Origin of the sequence: Luteimonas galliterrae, from assembly GCF_023374055.1 — a bacterium.
In the GTDB taxonomy this organism is placed as follows: Bacteria; Pseudomonadota; Gammaproteobacteria; order Xanthomonadales; family Xanthomonadaceae; genus Luteimonas_C; species Luteimonas_C galliterrae.
In genome coordinates this window covers 74,817-93,685 of record NZ_JAMBEP010000004.1, presented here as the reverse complement: position 1 = coordinate 93,685, position 18,869 = coordinate 74,817, and the positions used below count along the sequence as shown (strand labels likewise).

20 protein-coding genes are annotated in these 18,869 nt (G+C 67.3%); 10 read left to right on the top strand and 10 right to left on the bottom strand.

Annotated elements, in window-relative coordinates; translation table 11 throughout:
- Positions 1-4: 4 nt before the first annotated feature.
- Positions 5-1,648 carry an olefin beta-lactone synthetase gene (gene oleC / locus M2650_RS14675; RefSeq protein WP_249475824.1) on the bottom strand — a complete coding sequence of 548 codons (1,644 nt, stop codon included), beginning with the start codon at positions 1,646-1,648 and terminating at the stop codon, positions 5-7.
- Positions 1,649-1,857: 209 nt separating this feature from the next.
- On the opposite strand from oleC, the gene M2650_RS14670 reads away from it, so the two are divergent.
- The 3 genes from M2650_RS14670 to M2650_RS14660 all read left to right on the top strand — a co-directional run bounded on the left by M2650_RS14670 (position 1,858) and on the right by M2650_RS14660 (position 4,301).
- Positions 1,858-2,214 carry a YkgJ family cysteine cluster protein gene (locus M2650_RS14670; protein ID WP_249475822.1) on the top strand — a complete coding sequence of 119 codons (357 nt, stop codon included), beginning with the start codon at positions 1,858-1,860 and terminating at the stop codon, positions 2,212-2,214.
- 921 nt (positions 2,215-3,135) lie between these two features.
- On the top strand, positions 3,136-3,705 hold the full coding sequence (locus M2650_RS14665) for a superoxide dismutase family protein (protein ID WP_249475820.1): 570 nt from the start codon (positions 3,136-3,138) through the stop codon (positions 3,703-3,705).
- Positions 3,706-3,800: 95 nt separating this feature from the next.
- Entirely contained in the window at positions 3,801-4,301 is a 501-nt protein-coding gene (locus M2650_RS14660; protein WP_249475818.1) for a GNAT family N-acetyltransferase, read from the top strand.
- 105 nt (positions 4,302-4,406) lie between these two features.
- Here M2650_RS14660 and M2650_RS14655 read toward each other — a convergent pair whose 3' ends face one another.
- Positions 4,407-5,291 (bottom strand): hypothetical protein, encoded by an 885-nt coding sequence (locus M2650_RS14655; RefSeq protein ID WP_249475816.1) that lies wholly within the window; start codon positions 5,289-5,291, stop codon positions 4,407-4,409.
- Between the two features lie 95 nt (positions 5,292-5,386).
- On the opposite strand from M2650_RS14655, the gene M2650_RS14650 reads away from it, so the two are divergent.
- The gene (locus M2650_RS14650; protein WP_249475814.1) at positions 5,387-6,664 is read left to right on the top strand and encodes an acetyl-CoA C-acetyltransferase; all 1,278 of its coding nucleotides are present in this window, start codon (positions 5,387-5,389) and stop codon (positions 6,662-6,664) included.
- A 188-nt stretch (positions 6,665-6,852) separates the two neighbouring features.
- Positions 6,853-7,887, top strand: a complete 1,035-nt coding sequence (locus tag M2650_RS14645) for a DUF4349 domain-containing protein (protein ID WP_249475812.1) — start codon at positions 6,853-6,855, stop codon at positions 7,885-7,887.
- Between the two features lie 226 nt (positions 7,888-8,113).
- Here M2650_RS14645 and M2650_RS14640 read toward each other — a convergent pair whose 3' ends face one another.
- Genes M2650_RS14640 through M2650_RS14630 form a run of 3 tightly spaced genes read right to left on the bottom strand, consistent with a single transcriptional unit; the run spans position 8,114 to position 11,169 of the window.
- Entirely contained in the window at positions 8,114-9,364 is a 1,251-nt protein-coding gene (locus M2650_RS14640; RefSeq protein WP_249475810.1) for a heme biosynthesis HemY N-terminal domain-containing protein, read from the bottom strand.
- 19 nt (positions 9,365-9,383) lie between these two features.
- Positions 9,384-10,337, bottom strand: coding sequence for a uroporphyrinogen-III C-methyltransferase (locus M2650_RS14635; RefSeq protein ID WP_249475906.1), 954 nt, complete (start codon positions 10,335-10,337; stop codon positions 9,384-9,386).
- Positions 10,338-10,380: 43 nt separating this feature from the next.
- Positions 10,381-11,169, bottom strand: a complete 789-nt coding sequence (locus tag M2650_RS14630; protein WP_249475808.1) for a uroporphyrinogen-III synthase — start codon at positions 11,167-11,169, stop codon at positions 10,381-10,383.
- Between the two features lie 99 nt (positions 11,170-11,268).
- Between M2650_RS14630 and M2650_RS14625 the strand changes: the two genes are divergently transcribed.
- The 5 genes from M2650_RS14625 (at position 11,269) to M2650_RS14605 (ending at position 14,421) form a co-directional block, all read left to right on the top strand.
- Entirely contained in the window at positions 11,269-11,727 is a 459-nt protein-coding gene (locus M2650_RS14625) for a YiiD C-terminal domain-containing protein (RefSeq protein WP_249475806.1), read from the top strand.
- Between the two features lie 30 nt (positions 11,728-11,757).
- Positions 11,758-12,174 (top strand): hypothetical protein, encoded by a 417-nt coding sequence (locus M2650_RS14620; protein ID WP_249475804.1) that lies wholly within the window; start codon positions 11,758-11,760, stop codon positions 12,172-12,174.
- A gap of 79 nt (positions 12,175-12,253) precedes the next feature.
- The gene (locus tag M2650_RS14615) at positions 12,254-12,688 is read left to right on the top strand and encodes a rhodanese-like domain-containing protein (protein ID WP_249475802.1); all 435 of its coding nucleotides are present in this window, start codon (positions 12,254-12,256) and stop codon (positions 12,686-12,688) included.
- A gap of 185 nt (positions 12,689-12,873) precedes the next feature.
- On the top strand, positions 12,874-13,395 hold the full coding sequence (gene secB / locus M2650_RS14610; RefSeq protein WP_249475800.1) for a protein-export chaperone SecB: 522 nt from the start codon (positions 12,874-12,876) through the stop codon (positions 13,393-13,395).
- A gap of 3 nt (positions 13,396-13,398) precedes the next feature.
- Entirely contained in the window at positions 13,399-14,421 is a 1,023-nt protein-coding gene (locus M2650_RS14605; protein WP_249475799.1) for an NAD(P)H-dependent glycerol-3-phosphate dehydrogenase, read from the top strand.
- Positions 14,422-14,570: 149 nt separating this feature from the next.
- On the opposite strand, the gene M2650_RS14600 is transcribed toward M2650_RS14605, so the two are convergent.
- From M2650_RS14600 to M2650_RS14580, 5 genes are all read right to left on the bottom strand, one after another.
- A complete protein-coding gene (locus M2650_RS14600; RefSeq protein WP_249475797.1) occupies positions 14,571-15,164 on the bottom strand; it encodes an outer membrane beta-barrel protein in 594 nt (197 codons plus the stop codon).
- 1,163 nt (positions 15,165-16,327) lie between these two features.
- Entirely contained in the window at positions 16,328-16,900 is a 573-nt protein-coding gene (locus M2650_RS14595) for an OmpO family porin (protein ID WP_249475795.1), read from the bottom strand.
- 279 nt (positions 16,901-17,179) lie between these two features.
- Complete coding sequence (locus tag M2650_RS14590; RefSeq protein ID WP_249475793.1) at positions 17,180-17,647, bottom strand: tRNA (cytidine(34)-2'-O)-methyltransferase; 468 nt, start codon at positions 17,645-17,647, stop codon at positions 17,180-17,182.
- 27 nt (positions 17,648-17,674) lie between these two features.
- Positions 17,675-17,842, bottom strand: coding sequence for a hypothetical protein (locus M2650_RS14585; protein ID WP_249475791.1), 168 nt, complete (start codon positions 17,840-17,842; stop codon positions 17,675-17,677).
- A gap of 215 nt (positions 17,843-18,057) precedes the next feature.
- Positions 18,058-18,768 (bottom strand): SDR family oxidoreductase, encoded by a 711-nt coding sequence (locus M2650_RS14580; RefSeq protein ID WP_249475789.1) that lies wholly within the window; start codon positions 18,766-18,768, stop codon positions 18,058-18,060.
- Positions 18,769-18,869 lie beyond the last annotated feature (101 nt).

Below are 18,869 nucleotides of genomic sequence, written 5' to 3'. Positions count from 1 at the left end.
GCTCTTACGAAGAGCTTAACTTCTTCGCAGCCCACGCGGCGAGCTTCTCGCGGCCGATTTTCGCATTGTGGCGGATGTCGACCGGAAATTGCGGATGGAACAGGAAGGTCTCGACTTTCGCCGTATGCACGAAACCTTCGCCGATGTGGCGCAGTTCGCCGACGATGCGTTCGTGCTCGCCGCGCGGAACGCCCTTGCGCAATTCCACGCACAACACCGGCGTTTGCGCACCGCGTTCGCCGATGCCGACCAGCGCGGTGCGGCGCACGTCGGGGTGCGTGTTGAACACCGGCTCGACCTGCTCGGTGCACAAGGTCTCGCGCGCGGTGACCACGCGCTGCGATTTGCGCCCGCAGAACCAGAGCCGGCCGTCGCGGTCGTAATAACCCAGGTCCCCCATGCGGTGCACGATGCGCTCGCTGCCGTCCGCCAGGATTTCGCGGATCTTGGCCAGGCGCGTCTGCGCATCGCGGTTGAAATAGGCGTCGGTCGCGGTCGGGCCGGCGACGGTGATCTCGCCGACCAGCCCGCCCTGCACGAGGAGATCGTCGGACCAATCGGGAATGGCCTCGTCGCTGACGCGGATCAGCCGCACCTCGTTGGGCGCCACCGCGCGGCCGACGCAGGTGCCCGCGCCCTGTTCGGTGCGTTCGCGCAGCGTGACCAGTTCGCCGCCTTCGATCGCCGCCACCGGCAGGCATTCGGTGGCGCCGTACGGCGTCCAGAATTGCGCGCCCGCGGGCAGCAGCTCGCGCAGTTTGGCCACCACTTCGGCCGGCACCGGCGCGCCGGCGGAGGTGACGCGCTTGAGCGAAGGCAGTTTCGCGCCGTGCTCGGCCAGCACCCGCATCAGCGCGGGCGAACCGAACAGCTGATCCACGCCGAAGCGTTCGATCGCCGCGATGAGTTTGCGCGGATCCGCGTGCGCCGGCCGCGTCGGATCCATCTCCGGAATGATCGAAGTCAGGCCCAGCGCAGGATCGAACAGCGCGAACGGCGGGAATGTGGGCAGGTCGACGCCGCCGGCCCGAATGCCGAAAGCGTCGCGTAGCATGCCGATCTGCGCGACGAAGTGGCGATGGCGGTAGACCACGCCTTTGGGTACGCCGGTCGAGCCGCTGGTGAACAGGATCGCGGCCGTCTCATCGGGCAGGGTGTCCGCGAGTTGGGCGCCCGCGCCGGCGCCGGCGCGCTCGACCTCGGCCAAAGTCGCGTCCGCGAGCCAGGCGCGCGCGCCGGTGGTGATGCGCACGCGCGCCGAACGCGCCCAGCCGAGCAGCGCGCGCGCGGCGTGCGCGAGCGGAATGCCGATGAAAGCTTCGGGCTTCGCCTCGTTCAGGCATTGCTTCAGGGCGCGCTTGTCGATGCCCGGGTCGACCAGCACCGGCACCGCGCCGGCCTTGAACAGGGCGAACATCAGCAGGAAGAATTCCAGCGTCGGCCGCACCATCAGCACGGTGCGGGTGCCGCGGACGATGCCGCGTTTGGCCAGGCCGGCGGCGATCGCGTCGCTGCGCGCGTCCAGCTGCGCATAGGTCAGCGAAAGGCGGTAACGGCCGCTACGGCCCGGGCAGCGCATCGCGATCTGATCGGGACGTTCGCGCGCCAGGCGCGGCAATGAGGCGGCGATATTGCAGGTTTCGTTCATGCCGCCATTGTCGCGTGACACCCGCCCTTGTGGGAGCGGCTTCAGCCGCGAGCTCTTTTGGCGGGATATGCGTGTTCTGGAAAAGCTCGCGGCTGAAGCCGCTCCCACAAGGGCAAGAGCGCTATCCGACGATGCGCAATACGCGCCGGTCCTTGCGCATCAGCCCCTTATCGTCAGAATGCCGCAGCCACCGTGATCCGGCGAACCAGATGCCCCACCCCTGCCAATCCTGCGGCGCCTGCTGCGCGGCCTTCCGCGTCAGCTTCCATTGGCTGGGGCTGGCCAGCGCCGGCGGCGCGATTCCGGACGCGCTGGCAGAGCCGGTCGACAAACATCGGATGGCGATGAAAGGCACCGATGCCCGCAACCCGCACTGCGTCGCACTGCAAGGCGCCGTCGGCACGCAAGTGAGTTGCAGCATCTACGGCACGCGCCCCGACCCGTGCCGCGATCTGCTGCCGGCGTGGGAAAACGGCCAGGCCAGTCCGCAGTGCGATCGCGCACGGCAGCGTTACGGACTGCCGCCGTTGATGCCGGAGATCTGGTTCGAAAGCGTCTCTTTGTAGAGCGGAGCTTGCTCCGCTGCCTTCGCTTGCGGGTTCGTCGCGACCTGCCGGCCTTCCAGGCCGGGGTTTCGTCCGCTAAAACCGCGGCCGAGTGACTTTCTTTTTGTGGGGCCCAAAAAGAGAAGTCACCAAAGAAAAAGGGCCTTTGGAAGGGATCCCGGCGAGGGGCTACTCCATGTTCTTGGCCACCGCTCGCTAGCCTTCGGGATTCCTCCGTCGCTTCGACATTCAGATGCGAAGCGATCGACCGAACGTCTCCTTAGCGCAAATCCGCAAAAGCCACGTCACCCATAGGCTGCGAATCAAAATCTAGTACCTGCGTAAGAAGGTCACCTGCGACGAAAGCCAAGTCGCTGGCGGACTTTCAGGTGCGACGCATCGCACCGCAGTTCAGGCCCTTTCTTGGGTTACTTTCTTTGGGCCAACAAAGAAAGTGACCCGGGCGCAGCCCGGAAGCCTTTTCCATGGCGCGAGTCGCAGCGCCACCCGCCAGGACGCGGGTCTGGATGACATGCCGCGCCTGCGGCATGCCCTTCGGGCCATCCGCTGCGCGGATGTTCGCTCCGGATCCTGCCTGCGCAGTCCGGCCTTCGCCGGGATGACGGCTTACGGGCAACAGCAAAAGCAAGATGGGTCCCAGCGTTCGCTGGGATGACGGCTTTAAGAGCGAACGGCCTAAGAGCAAGGGTAGCGGAGCAAGCCCCGCTCTACAAAGACGGAGCAAGGGCAGTGGAGCAAGTTTCGCTCTATAGAGCCGGGACAAGGAGCGGCGGGGGAGCCCCGCTCTACAACGTCAGGGCAAGACAAGGACGATGGAGTGAAGTCCGCTTTACAAGAAGCGGAAGGCAGGGGTCGGCAGCATTTCATTGAACCTCTACTTCGCGCCGACTAGCCTTGGCTGGGTTACTCCGGAGACACACCATGAAGATCCTTCCGTTCGCCCTCGCGTCTCTGTCCGCCGCGCTCGTTGCAAGCTGCGCCAGCACGCCACCCTCTTCGACATCGGCCCCGGCATCGCCTGCGCCCCAAAGCACGGCGCAATCGGCGGTCGTCAATCTCGCCTCCGCCTCTGGCAGCCTGGTCAGCGGCAAGCTGGCGGTGATGCCTATGGGCGACGGCGTGCACGTCACCGGCGAGATCGGCGGGTTGCCACCCAACAGCGTGCACGGGTTCCACATCCACGAGAAAGGCGATTGCAGCGCGGTCGACGCCTCCAGCGCCGGCGGCCATTTCAATCCGGCCGGCAGTCCGCACGGCAAGGCCGAAGCAGGCGCGCACCACGCCGGCGATGCCGACAACCTCGTCGCCGATGCGCAAGGCGTAGCCAAGGTCGACCGCCACTTCGGCGGCGTCACGCTCGGTGGCGGCGCAGCGAACGACGTCGCCGGCAAGGCGGTGATCGTGCACGCCTCGCCCGACGATTACAAAAGCCAGCCCGCGGGCAATGCCGGCGCGCGACTGGCCTGCGGCGTCATCAAGATCGCGCAGTAGCGGCGCAACGACGCCAAACCGATTTCGGCACGCAGGATCATTGGCTCCGGCGCGAGCGCACGCGGCGGGTCCGTGCGCTCGCGCTAACATGCGCCATGACCGATCACTTCACGATCCGCCCCGCAGAAACTTCCGACGTCGATTGGCTGGTCGCCTGCGCGATCGCCATGGCCTGGGAAACCGAGCGCAAGCGCCTGGATCCTGCCACGCTGCGCGCCGGCATCGCCGCGGGCCTGGCCGACGCCGCCAAGGCGCGCTACTTCGTCGCCATGCTGGATACCTCGGTGGCGGACGCCGAAACCGTGGCGGTGCCGGTCGGTACGCTGATGCTGACCAGCGAGTGGAGCGATTGGCGCAATGGCGACTGGTGGTGGATCCAAAGCGTGTACGTGCCGCCGCAGCATCGCCGCAAGGGCGTGTACCGCGCGTTGTATCGCCATGTCGAGGCGTTGGCGCGCGCCAGCGAGGGCGTGATCGGCCTGCGGTTGTATGTGGAGAAGGAAAACGCCGTCGCTCAACGGACGTACGAATCGTTGGGCATGAGCGATTCGGGGTATCTGCTGTACCAGGATTGGTTCGCCGAACGCAGTTCGTAGCTCAGCTTTTCGCAGGAGCGGCTTCAGCCGCGAGCTCTTGACTACAAGTTCGCGCGGGCGTGAGGGAAAGAGCTCGCGGCTGAAGCCGCTCCTACGAAGAGCGGTCTACAGCTCTTCGGCAGCCTGGCCGGCGCAATGCACGAACGTCACCGGCACGCCATGCGCCCGCAGCACGGCGGCCAGCTGCCGTTGGCGCGCTTCGAAATGCGCGTAACGACGCGCCAGCGCATCGGCCTGGATGGCGTCGTCGCCCAGGTAGCGTTCGCGCCACGCATCCGGCGAGAACAGCGCGATGTTCGCTTCGCCGTTCGCGTAGCGCAGCAGCGGTTCGGGCGGCGCGTCCAGCCAGGCCTCGTCCTGCGGCGCCAGCAGCGCGGTTTCGATCACCGGCCACAACGCTTCCAGGCCCATGTTGCCGTACTGCAACGCGGTCATCGCGGCCAGGTCGTGCAAGGTCAGATAGCGCGCGTGCTCGATGCGCGTGCCGAAGCTTTCCTGCGCGCACAGCGCGGTGTCGGCCTGGGCCATACCCCGATCCAGCAAGATGTCTTCGAACCGTCCGGCGACCTCCGCCGCGACCGCTGCATCCCCCACCAACAGGAACGGCAGCACCCGCAGGCTGCCGCCCTGCAGATCGGCCTCGGCCTGCAGCGGAAGCGGCGCATCGCCTTGCGCATCGGCGCCGAAGGCGATTACGCGCGGCCCGTCGTGACGCCCGGGCGCGCGTTGGCGCAATTCGTCCAGGCGACGGTGCAGCGGCCAGCCGGGACGCAGCGCTTCGGCCGGATCGAAATGCGACGCGGCGAAGGCCAGTTCCAGTTCGCGCGCTTCCGGCACCAGGGCGGCGAGGTCGCGGCCCAGCAGGCCGGCAAGGCGGCCCGCATCGGCCTGCGGCAGCGCTTGGCGACCGGGCTGCGTGCCCGGTGCGAGCTCCAGCGCCATCACGCCGAACACGCGCATGGCATCGCTATCGGAATCGGTGACGGTCATCGACTAAATCGTGATTGGCCGTGCACGGGCACGGCGTTAGACTTGCGCACATTATGACCCGTCGCCGCAGGCGGGTCCCCCAGCGAGGTAAGCCGATGTTGCAAGGCCGCCCCGTCGCCGTGCTCGGCGGCGTCCGCATTCCCTTCTGCCGCCAGAACACGGCCTATGCCGATGTCGGCAACCTCGGCATGTCGGTGCGCACGCTCGGCGCGCTGGTCGAGAAATTCGGCCTGCACGGGCAGCAACTCGGCGAAGTGGCGATGGGTGCGGTGATCAAGCACTCCAGCGACTGGAACCTGGGCCGCGAAGCGGCGTTGTCGTCCGGCCTGTCGCCGCTGACGCCGGGCATCACCCTGCAGCGCGCCTGCGGCACGTCGCTGGACAGCATCATCACCATCGGCAACAAGATCGCCGTCGGCCAGATCGAGGTCGGCGTCGGCGGCGGCAGCGACACCACTTCCGATGTGCCCATCGTCTACGGCCAGAAGCTGCGCCGCCGTCTGCTGGCCGCCGCTGCGGCCAAGACCGCCAAGGACAAGATCGCGCAGTTCAAGGGCTTCCATTGGCGCGAACTGAAGCCGGATTTCCCGGGCGTGGCCGAACCGCGCACCGGCAAATCGATGGGCGATCACTGCGAAGACATGGCCAAGCAGTGGAACATATCGCGCGATTCGCAGGACGAGCTGGCGGTCGCGTCGCACCACAAGCTGGCCGCCGCGTACGAACGCGGTTTCTTCGACGACCTGGTGGTGAGTTTCCGCGGCGTGTCGCGGGACAACATCCTGCGGCCGGACACGTCGCTGGAAAAACTGGCCACGCTCAAGCCCGCATTCGACAAGACTTCCGGACGCGGCACGCTGACCGCCGGCAATTCCACGCCGCTGACCGACGGCGCTTCGGCCTGCCTGCTGTCGACCGACGAGTGGGCGCAGGCCCACGGCCACGAGGTGTTGTGCCACATCCGCGACGCGCAGGTCGCGGCGGTCGATTTCGTGCACGGCGAGGGCCTGCTGATGGCGCCGACCGTGGCGGTGGCCGAGATGCTCAAGCGCAACCGCCTCACGCTGCAGGATTTCGACATCTACGAAATCCACGAAGCCTTCGCCGCGCAGGTGCTGTGCACGCTGCGCGCCTGGGAGAGCGAGGAGTACTGCAAGAACCGGCTCGGCCTGGACGCGCCGATGGGCCGCATCGACCCGGCCAAGATCAACCCCAACGGTTCGTCGCTGGCCGCGGGCCATCCTTTCGCCGCCACCGGCGCGCGCATCGTCGCCACCGCCGCGAAGGAGCTCAAGCAGCGCGGCGGCGGACGCTGCCTGGTGTCGATCTGCACCGCCGGCGGCATGGGCGTGGTCGCTATTCTCGAACGCTGAGCGTTTCGCTCTTGTAGGAGCGGCTTTAGCCGCGAGCTTTTCCTTCCGGTTCGTGCGGACGTGGGGAAGAGCTCGCGGCTGAAGCCGCTCCTACAAAAAGCCGCGCCCGCAAAGCCGCGACCATCCGCAACCCCGTTCCTCGCGCCGGCGCGTTTGCGTTAGCTCCTTCCATCGCACAAGGGCGACGTATGCACCGGAACTCGAGGACTGGCCTAGCGCTGGCCGTAGCCATCGCATTGGCTTTGGCGGCCTGCAGCCGCAACGCCCCGCAGGCCGAGTCGGCGGCGGATGCCGATGCGATGGTCGCCGCGCAAGCGACCGCTGCCGCCCCCGCGCCTGCACCTGCGCTCGACGCCGCGGCCCGCGGCGGCGTGGCCGCCGAAGAAACGCAGTCCGGCATAGACGAGTCCAAGCCGAACCCGCAGCAATTGATCTCCGCCGCGAGCACGTACACCGACGCCCAACGCAAATTCATCCGCACGGCACAGGCCGAATTCAAGGTTGCCGATGTGTACCGGTCCGCGCTGGCGATCGAGGACGCGGTGGCGGCGCAAGGCGGATTCGTGGTCAAGAACGCGATCTCCGCCCAGACCGGCGACGTCCGCCGCCGGCCGATGGGCGAAGGCAAGCTGCTCGAGCTGACCGAATACACGATGCGCGGCCAACTGACCGTGCGCGTGCCCAGCGACAAGACCCAGGCGTTCCTGCGCGCCATCGTCGGCCAGATGGAGTTCCTCGACCGGCGCGAGTTCGACGCGATGGACGCGCAGTTCCAACTGCTGCGCCAGCAGCTGGCCCATCAGCGCGGGCAGGAAACGCAGCGCGACCTGGGCGCGGCGACGGAGCAGGGCGGCAAGCTCGGACACAAGGCCGAAGCGATCGCCGCCAGGAGCGACGCCAAACTCGCGCGCGACGAAGCGCTGGTGGCGCAGAAGGAGTTCGAGGACCGGATCGCATTCAGCACGATCGATCTCTCGCTTTACCAGTCGCCGAAAATCCGCCGCGCCGAACTCACCGACGTGGAAGCGGTGTTCGATCAGAACAGCCCGGGCTTCTTCGCCAGGATCGGAAGTTCGCTGCGCGTCGGTTGGCATGGCGCGCTGAATCTGCTGGTCGAGTTGGCGAAGTTGTGGCCGCTGTGGCTGGCGGCGATCGCCGCGACCCTGGCGTATCGCAGATACTCAAAGGGCCGGCGTGTTTCGGCAGGCCAGGAAAAGAAGTAAATCGTCTCGCCCCTCTCCCGCCGGGGCGAGACTGCACCGCTTGCGCGCCGCTGGCGCGGGCCGGGGCGCGAAGGGGAGTTGGGGTGAGGGTGCGGCGAAGCGATATCGGTCCGATCCGGGATCGACATCCAACGCTTGTCGCAATCGTGGCGATGATGGCGCCCCGTACCCTCATCCGCCCTTCGGGCACCTTCTCCCGATGGGAGAGGGAAAAGCGAACGCGTCGTTATTCGCGCAGCCGTGGCATGCCGTGCTCGTTGCGTTCTTCGACCGCAGCCTGGTCGAAGATCTTCTGCCGCAGGTCGCGGCCGCTGAGCTCCTGCACCGGTTCGTTGCGGATGGCGCGCAAGGCGTTGGCGTAGCTGAACCGTGCGCGCTGCTCGTCGCCGGCGGCAGCGAAACCGTGGCCGAGTTCTTCCCAGGCTTCGTTGCCGGCGCCCTGCGCGAGCGCGCGATGCAGGTATTCCTCGGCCTGCGGCCATTGGCCTTGCGCGCGCGACAACCGCGCCAGCGTCACCAGCAACGCCGGGCTGGAAGGATGCGTCTGCAGCCAGCGTTCGGCGTTGGCGCGGCGCGCTTCGGCGCGGCCGATCGCCAGGCGGCCGTAGAGATCGGCCAGCGATTCGGACCAACGCGCGTCCAGCGCCTGTTCGAGGCTTTTCGCGGCGGCTTCGTCCCAACGCAAGGCGGCGGCGCGTTCGGCGTAGGCGGCCACGACGGCCGGTTCGCTTTTCGCCGATTTGGGCAAGGTTTCCCAACGTTCGGCGAGCACATTGGCATCGCCGGCCTGGCGCAGCGAGGCTTCGGCCCATTGCGCCTGCAATTCGTCGAGGCGCTGGCCGGGCAGCGCGTTCTGCTGGCGCATCGGACCGAGCAGGCCGTAGGCCATGCCCGCCTGGCCGGACGCGGCCAGCGCCTGCGCGCGCAGCGCCAAGCCGCGCGGCGGCAGCGGTTGCGCGGCGGGGGCGTCGAGCGCCGCCAGCGCATCGAGCGGGCGTTGCTGCGTCAACGCGCGTTCGGCGACGGCGATCGCGAGCGATGCGGGGTGGCGTTCGCCGAGCGCGTCCAGTTGCCGCTGCGCGGCGGCATCGTCGCCGCGCGCGTCGGCCGCGCGCGCGGCGGCGATCCGCGCGACGGCTTCGGTCTGGCGGTCGTCGGCCGCCTGCGCCAGCAGCTTTTCCGAACGCGCCCAATGGCCCTGATGCAAGGCGTTGAGGCCTTCGCTCAAGCGCGCGCGGGATTGCCGGTGGCGCATGCCGCGCCAGGCGCGGAACGGCAGCGCCAACAGCGTCCACAACACCCATAGGCCGAACAGCGCCGCCAGCAGGATCAACACGCCGGACGTCACCGTGGTGGTGTAGTCCTGGCCGCGATAGCGGACGAGCACGTAACCCGGATCCTGCAACAGCAACTGCGCGGCCAGCGCGCCGATCACGGCCAGCGCCAGCCAGAACAAAATATTGCGGAACAGATTCATCGCAGGCTCCTTGCGGTGTTCAGCGCGCGCCGCGCAAGGCGCGCAGCTGTTGCAGGCTGCTGCCGAGCACCGGCAAGCGCAGCGTCAGCGGCAGCGCTTTCAGCGCACGCAGCTTTTCGCGGCGCGCGCGCCGTTCCGCTGAGTCTGGCCAGAGCCGCGTGAGCCAGGCGTCGACACGCGCCAGCGCGGCGCGGTAGGCGTCCGCATCGCGGCGTTCCAGCGCCGCGCGCGCCAAGGTGAACTCCAGCTGCATGGCGGCCAGGCCTGCGGCGCGATCGGCCGGCTCGACGATCACCGCGCCTTGCGTCGGCCGCACGTCGACGATGCGGCCGAAAGCGCGCTGCCACCACGGCCGGCTTTCGGGCGCGACTGCGGCCGTGCGCTCGGGCAAGGCGTGCAAGGTCGCCGCGAACGCCTCCAGTCTAACCGCCGCCACGTTGCGCGGATCGGCGCCGACCGCATCCAGCGCGGTGCGTTCCTGCGCCAACGTCTGGCGCAGGCTGAGATAGGCGGGGTCGTCGATGCCGTTGAGCAGGCCGGCGGCCAGCGCGTAGCTGCGGCGTGCGCCGTCGAGATCCGAAGCCAGGTCGAGCCGCTGCGCGGCGGCGGTCAGCAGCATCTCGACTTCGTCGACACGCAGCGCCTGCGCGCCATGGCGATCCGGATCGGCGAGTTTGGAAACGTTGTCCTCCAACAGCGCGGCGCGCTGGCCGATGCCGAGCAGTTCGTCGCGCAACACGCGGTTGGTGGCGTCGGCTTGCTGCTGGCGCTGCGCCTGCGAGCGCTGGTCGCGGCGCAGCGCCTCCAGGCTCTCTTCGAGCAGGGCCATGCGCTGTTCGGCGCCGACGATCTGCGCCCGGGCATCGGCCTGGCGCGTTTGCCACGCCAGCCAGCCGCGCCAGCCGGCGAACGCGAGCAGCAGCAACAGGAGCAGCCACCACCAGCCGAGGCTGCGGCGGCGCGGGGAAACCATCGTTTCGGAATCGGTCACGGCAAAAGATCTTCGCGGGGCCCGCTCATGCTAACGGAAGCCGCGCCACGGCACGCGCCGCCGCGGCGACCAGGTCCGCCGGTTGCGGGCTGTCGGCGACGATCACGTCGGTGAAACCAGCCGCGCGTGCGACCGCGGCCAGGCGCGGGCTGGCCGCGACTGCGCGCGCGCCGCGCAGTTTGTCCGCCAGCTCGGGCGGCAGGCCGTTCAGGCTGAGTCGCAAGGCTTCGGCGCTGCTCACGGCCAGCGCGTAAGGCTCCGACAGCGCGCGCAGCCGGGCCAGGGTCGCGGCGGTCCAGGCGATCGGTTCGCGTTCGTACGCATCGCAACGCAGGATCCGCGCGCCGCGCGCGGCCAGCGCCGGTGCGATCGCGCCGCGGCCGCCGGGTGCGGTGACCAGCCCGATGCTCAAGCCGCGCACGCGCTGCAGATCGGGCAAGGCCAGCAGGCCTTCGCTGTCCATGCGCGCGGGCGCCACGACGCGCGCCACACCGGCGCGACGCAACGCGCGCGCCGTGCCTTCGCCGACCGCCAGCCAGACCTGTTCCCTGCCCGCGCGCAAACGGCGCATCGCCGCGGCCGCCTTCACCGCCGCCGGGCTGGTGAACACCACCCGTTGCGCCTGCAACGCGGCGCGCAACGCGGCGCGCGTGGCCGGATCGTCGCGCAGCCGCAGCCGCCACGGCGACAAGGCCAGCACGCGCGCGCCTCGCGCGGCGGCGGCGCGGCGCAACGGCGCGTGTTCGCCGGCCGGGCGCAGCGAAATCAGCTGCCAACCGGCCAGGCGCTTGTCGGTGGCGTTCGCGCGCGGCATCGCCACAGCTTGGCATAGCGCGCGGCGCATGGCATCGAGCGGTGGTCGCTTGCCGTCCGCGCCACGTATCCTGGCGGCTTGCCCCGATACGTGGATGCGATGGATACCGAACGCGCGCTGGAAAAACTCGACGCCTACTACCAGGCCATGCCGCCGGTGGCGGCGATGCACCTGCGCATCGACCGTTACGACGGCGAGCGGCTGCGCCTGCACGCGCCGCTGGCGCACCACGTCAACGACAAGGGCTGCGCGTTCGGCGGCAGCCTGAATTCATTGATGACATTGGCGGCGTGGGGCCTGGTATCGATGCGGCTGGAAGCGGCCGGCCTGCGTTCGGACGTCTATGTGGCCGACAACAAGGTGCGCTACCTGGCGCCATTGTTCGCCGATCTGGAGGCCGAAGCGCAACTCTCGCCCGAAGCGTCCTGGGACGACTTCGTCGCCGGCTTGCGCGCCAAGGGCCGCGCCCGCACCCACGTCAACGCGCAAGTGCGCCTGCCCGACGGCGGCGTAGCGGCCGACTTCAAGGCGCGCTTCGTCGCCTTCGCCAAGGGTTAGGATGTGGGTCGGTCGGTCGGAGTGGGGGCGATGATGCGCAAGGCGATGTGGGTGTTGGCCGCGGGATTCGCGCTGGCGATGGCCGCATGCGGCGGCGGCGGGCAGAAGAACGCGCTGATGGCGGCGCAGAATGCGTACGGCAGCGCGATGCGCTGGGGCGAATTCGAAAGCGCCTGGGCCCGGGTGGATCCCGAATACCGCGACAAGCACCCGCTCAGCGAGCTCGACCTGGAGCGCTACAAGCAGGTCCAGATCTCGTCTTACCGCGAGCTCGACGCCACCGTCCTGGCGGACGGCAGCCCGGCCCGGATGATCGAAATCGGCGTGATCAACAAGCACACCCAGGCCGAGCGGACCGTGCGTTACCGCGAGGAATGGCGCTGGGACGCGGAGAAGAAGACGTGGTGGGTGCGCCAAGGCCTGCCGGACCTGTGGACGGGCGGCTGAGCGGTCCGATACCGCTTTACTTTGCGCCGTAACCGGGCCTGGGCGACAATCGCGGCCCGTTTCGCGCGATGACCCCATTTTGAATTTCCAAGAACTGCTGGCTTTCGCCGAGGGCAGCCCGATCCTTTCGCTGGCCTTCGTCGGCCTGACCCTGGCCATCGTCTACACCGAGATCGCCCGCCTGTTCCGCCCGTACAAGGCCCTGCGTCCGGCCGAGCTGACCGGCCTGATCAACCGCGAAAACGCCCTGGTGGTGGACCTTTCCGCGACCGCCGACTTCGAAAAAGGCCACATCGCCGGCAGCCGCAACGTGGCGCCGAGCCAGTTCGACCCCGAAAACAAGCTGCTGGCCAATGCCCGCGCCTTGCCGGTGGTGGCGGTCTGCCGCAACGGCCAGGCTTCGGCGGGTGCGGCCAAGCGGCTGAAGAAGGCCGGCTTCGAGAAGGTGTACTGGCTCGACGGCGGCATCGCCGCCTGGCAGCAGGCCGACCTGCCGTTGGTCAAGGGTCGCTGAGCGCCGCTTTTCGTAGCGGCCTTTGTGGGAGCGGCTTCAGCCGCGAGCTTTCGACCGGCTACCGGCGGCTTGGAAGAGCTCGCGGCTGAAGCCGCTCCCACAAAGGCCGCTCCCACCCAAAGCCCTACATCCGGGCATGCGATAATCGCCCTCTTTCCGCACGAATTAACGATTGGAGTAACGCAATGTCCGACGAAACCAGCAACGGCGCGGCCGCACCGGCCGAACAAGCTGCCGGCGCCACTTTCGTGGTCGAGAAGCTGTACCTGAAGGACGTGTCCTTCGAGGCGCCCAACACCCCGATGGTGTTCAACGAGCCCGGCCAGCCGGACCTGCAGATGAACCTCACCCAGCGCGTGCAGCGTCTCAACGAGAACGTGTACGAAGTGGTGCTGGGCATCACCCTCACCTGCACCGTCAACGGCAAGACCGCCTATCTGGCCGAAGTGCAGCAGGCCGGCGTGTTCGGCCTGAGCGGTTTCGCCGACCAGGGCCTGGACGCCATGCTCGGCACCCAATGCCCGAACGTGCTGTATCCGTACGCGCGCCAGGCGATCGGCGATCTGATCCAGGGCGGCGGCTTCCCGCCGTTCTACCTGCAGCCGATCAATTTCGATGCGGTCTATGCCGAGGGCCTGCGCCAGCGCGCCGAAGCGCAGCAGAACGGCGATCTCTCCTCCGGCACGGAGACGGCCGGCAACGCCTGAGCGATGACGACCGCGCCCTCCGTCGCGGTGTTGGGCGCGGGCTCCTGGGGCACCGCGCTGGCCGCGTTGATCGCCCGGCACGGCCACCCAGTCGTGCTCTGGGGCCGCGATGCCGACAGCATTGCGGCCATCGACCAGCGCCACGAGAACCCGCGCTACCTGCCCGGCATCGCCCTGCCGGACGAACTGCGCGCCACCACCGACCTGGCTGCGGCTTTGCGCGATGCCGATCTGGTGCTGGTGGTCGTGCCTTCGCATGCGTTCGCCGAAACTTTGCACGCGCTGGCGCCGCATCGTCCGCAGCGCGCGGGCGTGGCCTGGGCGACCAAGGGTTTCGAACCCGGTTCGGGACGTTTTCTGCATGAAGTCGCCGCGGAGACGCTCGGCGCAGACGTGCCGCTGGCCGTCGTCACCGGACCGTCTTTCGCCAAGGAAGTCGCGATCGGTTTGCCCACGGCGCTGACCGTGCATTCGGACACGCCGCAATTCGCCCAATCGGTCGCCGACGTGCTGCACGGGCCGGCCTTCCGCGCCTACACCGGCAACGACATGGTCGGCGCCGAACTCGGCGGCGCGATGAAGAACGTGCTGGCGGTGGCCACCGGCGTCGCCGACGGCATGAACCTGGGCCTGAACGCGCGCGCCGGCCTGATCACGCGCGGTCTCAACGAAATGCTGCGCCTGTCCGCGGCGATCGGCGCGCAGCCGGAAACGCTGATGGGCCTGGCCGGGCTCGGCGATCTGGTGCTGACCTGCACCGGCGACCTTTCCCGCAACCGCCGCCTGGGCTTGGCGCTGGGCCGCGGGCAATCCATCGCCGATGCGGTGCGCGAAATCGGCCAGGTGGTCGAATCGGTGCAGACCGCCGACGAAGTGATGCGCCAGGCGCAGCGCCATGGCGTGGAGCTGCCGATCTCGCGCGCGGTGCAGGCGGTGCTGCATGGCGAGATGACGCCGGCCGACGGCTTGCGGCAATTGCTGGCGCGCGACCAGAAGCCGGAATATCCCGAAACCCTGTTCCGCTGAGCCGCTTTGTAGGAGCGCTTTTGTGGGAGCGGCTTCAGCCGCGAGCTTTTCAGCAAGAGCATGAGCAAGAGCTCGCGGCTGAAGCCGCTCCCACGAGAGCAAAAAAAGCCCGGCGCGAGCCGGGCTTTTTGGTCTCCTGCGCGATGCGATCAGAAGCTCGCGCGCACGCCGATCAGGTACTTGGTCGCATCCAGGCCGTCGTCCATCTCGCCGGCTTCGATCTCGCCGACCAGGCCCCAGGTCTGGTTGAACTTGACCTGCGCGCCGATCAGGCCGGAGAAGCCGTCGAAGTCGCCACCGTTGTAGCTACCCTTCACATAGCCTTCGAAATGGTCGTTGAACGCGCTGCGGAAGCCGACGCTGGCGCGGTAGCCGTCGGCATCGGCGTCGCCGACCGTTTCGGCGTCGATTTCCTGCTTGATGTAGCCCACTTCGGCCAGCAGGTCGGTGCTGTCGCTGAGCGGATAGTGGTAACCGACGCCGACCTGCAGTTCGTCGAAGTCGACGTCGATGCCGGCGTCGTCGTTGCTGGTGGAGCCGTAGCTGCCGAAGAAATGGAAGTCTTTGCCGGCTTCGACCGAGCCGCGCACCTGGAAGCCGTCGAAGTCGACGTCGCCGACGCCGTCGAGGTCCAGGTTGAGGCGGGCGAAGCCGCCCTCGACATAGGTGTAGTTCGGTTCGGCCGCGAACGCGGCGAACGGCAGCGTAGCCAGCGCGAGCGCCAGCGCGAATTGCTTCTTCATGAAATCCCCGTCCTTGAAATCAAAGTGATGAAAAAAGCCGCCGGAAGGCAGCAGGCAAATGATAAGGAATCGTTAATCGGGCCGGCAACCCTGTCTTTTGGCCTAGCGCGACCATGGCGTTGCCGCTCTGTAGAACGGAGCTCGCTCCTCTGCCTTTGCTCCGCCTTTGTAGAGCGGGGCTTGCCCCGCTGCTCTTGTTCCGGCTCTGTAGAGCGGAGCTTGCTCCGCTGCTCTTGCCCTTAATCCGTTTGCTCTTAAGCCGTTCGCTCTTGAGCCGTCATCCCAGCGAACGCTGGGACCCATGTTGCTCTTGCTCTTGCCCCTAAGCCGTCATCCCGGCGAAGGCCGGGATCCAGGCCCGCGTCCTCGCCAGCTGCGCTGCGACTCGCGCCATGGACAAAGGCTTCCGGCTGCGCCCGGGTCACTTTCTTTGCTGGCCCAAAGAAAGTAACCCAAGAAAGGGCCTGAACTGCGGTGCGATGCGTCGCGCCTGAAAGTTGGCCAGCGGACCTGCTTTCGTCGTGGGTGACCTTCTTACGCAGGTACTAGATTTTGATTCGCAGCCTATGGGTGACGTGGCTTTTGCGGAGTTGCGCTAAGGAGGCGTTCGGTCGATCGCTTCGAATCCAAATATCGAAGCGACGGAGGAATCCCGAGGGCCGGCGATAAGGGGCCAAGAACACGGGGGAGCCCCTTGCCGCAATACCTTCCAAAGGCCCCTTTTCTTTGGTTACTTCTCTTTTTGGGCCCCACAAAAAGAAAGTAACTCGGCCGCGGTTTTAGCGGACGAAACCCCGGCCTGAAAGGCCGGCAGGTCGCGAGAACCTCCAAGCCATGGCAGCGGAGCAAGCTCCGCTCTACAGAGCCAAAGCAAATCTCCCTCGGTCCCTCTTTTCAATGAGGGGAGACAAGCCAAGACGCTGGGTTACTCGCTTCGCTCGCCCTTCGGGCCATCTGCTGATGCAGATGTTCGCTACGGCCTTCGGCTTCCGCAGTCCCGCTTTCGCAGGATGACGGCTTGGGCAAGGCGGCGTGCAAGCCCCGCTCTACAGGGCGAGGCAGGGCGCAGGTGATGCCTCGCTGCAAAAAAACGAAGCCCGGCAAGGCCGGGCTTCGCATCGCGACGGCAGGGGGAGAGAGCCGTCAGTCGCGATAACGCGGTATCACCAGGTCAGGCGCGGGCCGACGAACCATTGGGTGTCGCCGTCGGCGAACTTGACGTCGCCACTCAGGCCCCAGTTCTGGTTGAACTTCACCTGCGCGCCGAGGCGGCCGTAGAAGTCGCCGTCGGTCTTCACCAGGTCGGTGTCTTCGTAGTCTTCGTAGCCGGCCATCGCATAGCCTTCGAAGTTGGAGGTCAGCGCCGCGCGGGCGCCGACTTCCGCGCTCCAGCCGTCGAAATCGGCGTCGCGGCCGGCATCGAATTTCTCGTAAGCGACGCGGGTGACCAGGTCGACCTTCGGCGCGATTTCGTGGTTGTAGCCCACGCCGGCGCGCCACTGGTCGAAATCGATGCTGGTGCCGTCGATTTCCTGGTTGCTGAAAGCGCCGAAGAGATGGAAATTGGGATGGATGGCGACCGAGCCGTCCAAACCCCAGCCGTCGGCGTCGGCGTCGTTTTCGCCATTGGTGGCGGTATAGCCGCCCTGGACGTAGTTGTAGGACACGCCTTCGGCGGCCGAAGCGGCGAACGGCAGCGCGGCGAGCAGGGTCAGCGCAAGCAAGGACTTCTTCATGGGGCAGAACCTTATGTGTGGTTATTTTTAGACCGGCGCTGAGGCGTCGGAAAAACGACGCCGTTCGCAGCCGGTTTGCGCAGTATCCGAATGCCGAAATAACGGAACCTGAATTCTAAACTCACGAGTTCTGAAACTTTTGGCCGCGATTCAGGTCGTGGCGCTATCGGCTGGGCAGTTTTGTAGGAGCGGCTTCAGCCGCGAGCTTGTACGAGAGGAATCGAAAGCAAGATCAAGAGCTCGCGGCTGAAGCCGCTCCTACAAAAGCAAAAAACGCCGTCATGGCGCAGCGCCTGCGAATTCGAGCTGGCGCCAAGCTTCGTATACGACCACGGCGACGGCGTTCGAAAGGTTCAAGCTGCGGTTGTCCGGGCGCATCGGCAGCCGCAATCGCTGCATCGGCGGAATCGCGGCCAATACGTCGTCGGGCAGTCCGCGCGTTTCCGGTCCGAACAAAAAAGCGTCGCCGGCGGCGTACCGAGGCTGGTCGTAACGCGTGCTGTTGCGCGTGCTTAGCGCAAACAGACGCGATGGCGATATTTTCGCCAATGCGGCGTCCAGCGTGTCGTGCACCTGCAGCGTGGCGTATTCGTGGTAATCCAGCCCCGCGCGCCGCAGTTGCTTGTCTTCCAGCGCGAAACCCAGCGGCGCGATCAGGTGCAGGTGCGCACCGGTGTTGGCGCACAGGCGGATCGCGTTGCCGGTGTTGGGCGGGATCTCGGGCTGGTAGAGGATGACGTCGAACATCCGCGCATTATCGCGCAGCGGCGACGCTCAGCCGGCGAATGCGTCGACGACCGGAAATTCGCTTTGGCAGGCTTCGGTGCGCAGGAAGTCCTGCTCGGGCTGCGGCGCGAAACGCACCGAGAAGAAACCGGCGGTGAGCAGGCACAGCATCGGCAGGGCGAGCAGACCACGGCGGAGTTGATGGCGGAACGACATGGGACACCTCCTGATGCCCCATGCAACGCAAGCGGCGTGCCAGCCGTTGGGGCCGCGATGGGCGGCCATAACCGCGGTTACGCATGTCCGCAGCGTCCGCATTGCGCGGACGGCGGACGCTCTTTATGGCTGTCATCCCGAGCGTAGCGAGGGATCTGCCATCAATGAAAGCAGACCCCTCGCTACGCTCGGGATGACAGGAAAGAGAGCGCGGGCTACCAGGGCAGCGTTTGGCCCTGCCAATCCAGGTACGAGCCGCTCTGTTTCGGCGTCAGCGCATCGATCACACGCAACAATCCCTGCACCGACTCGGCCACCGGCAAACTGGCGTTATCGCCGCCCATGTCGGTCTGCGCCCAGCCCGGATGCAGCATCGCCACGGCGATGCCGCGTTCGGCCAAAGCCTTGGCCAGCAGTGCGCCGGCCATGTTCAAGGCTGCCTTGCTGATGTTGTAACTGGGCGTGCCGAAGCGACCGAGCCCGGCGATGGAGCCCAGTTCGGAGGTGATGTTGGCGACCTTCGCACCGTCGGCCAATTTATCGGCCAAGGCCTGGGTCAGCAGGAACGGACCCATCGCATTGGTGCGGAAGCTGTCTTCCAGATGGGCGGCGCTCACCCGGCCGAAGCGTTCGCCCGAATGCAGCACGCCGGCGTTGTTGACCAGCAGGCCGAGGCGGTAGTGCTCGCCGTCGCCGAGCAGGTCCAGTTCCTTGGCCAGTTCGGCATGGGCCTTGGGATCGGCCACGTCCAGCGGCAGCACGTGCAACCGTCCAGGATGCTGGCCGGTCAGCTGGTTGAGCGCCGAGGCCTTGCCCGGGTGCCGGCAGGCGGCGACCACGCGGTCGCCGCGCGCCAGCAACTGGCGTACGAACTCCAGCCCCAGGCCGCGATTGGCGCCGGTGACCAGGCTGTGTCGGGTCGGCATGCCTACCTCCGAGCGGGGGTGACTAAGGGCTAGTGTAGGCAGGGCGGCGTCCCGGTAGCATGACGGGCCGCTTTATTTTCCGACCGCCTCGCCAAGGAGTG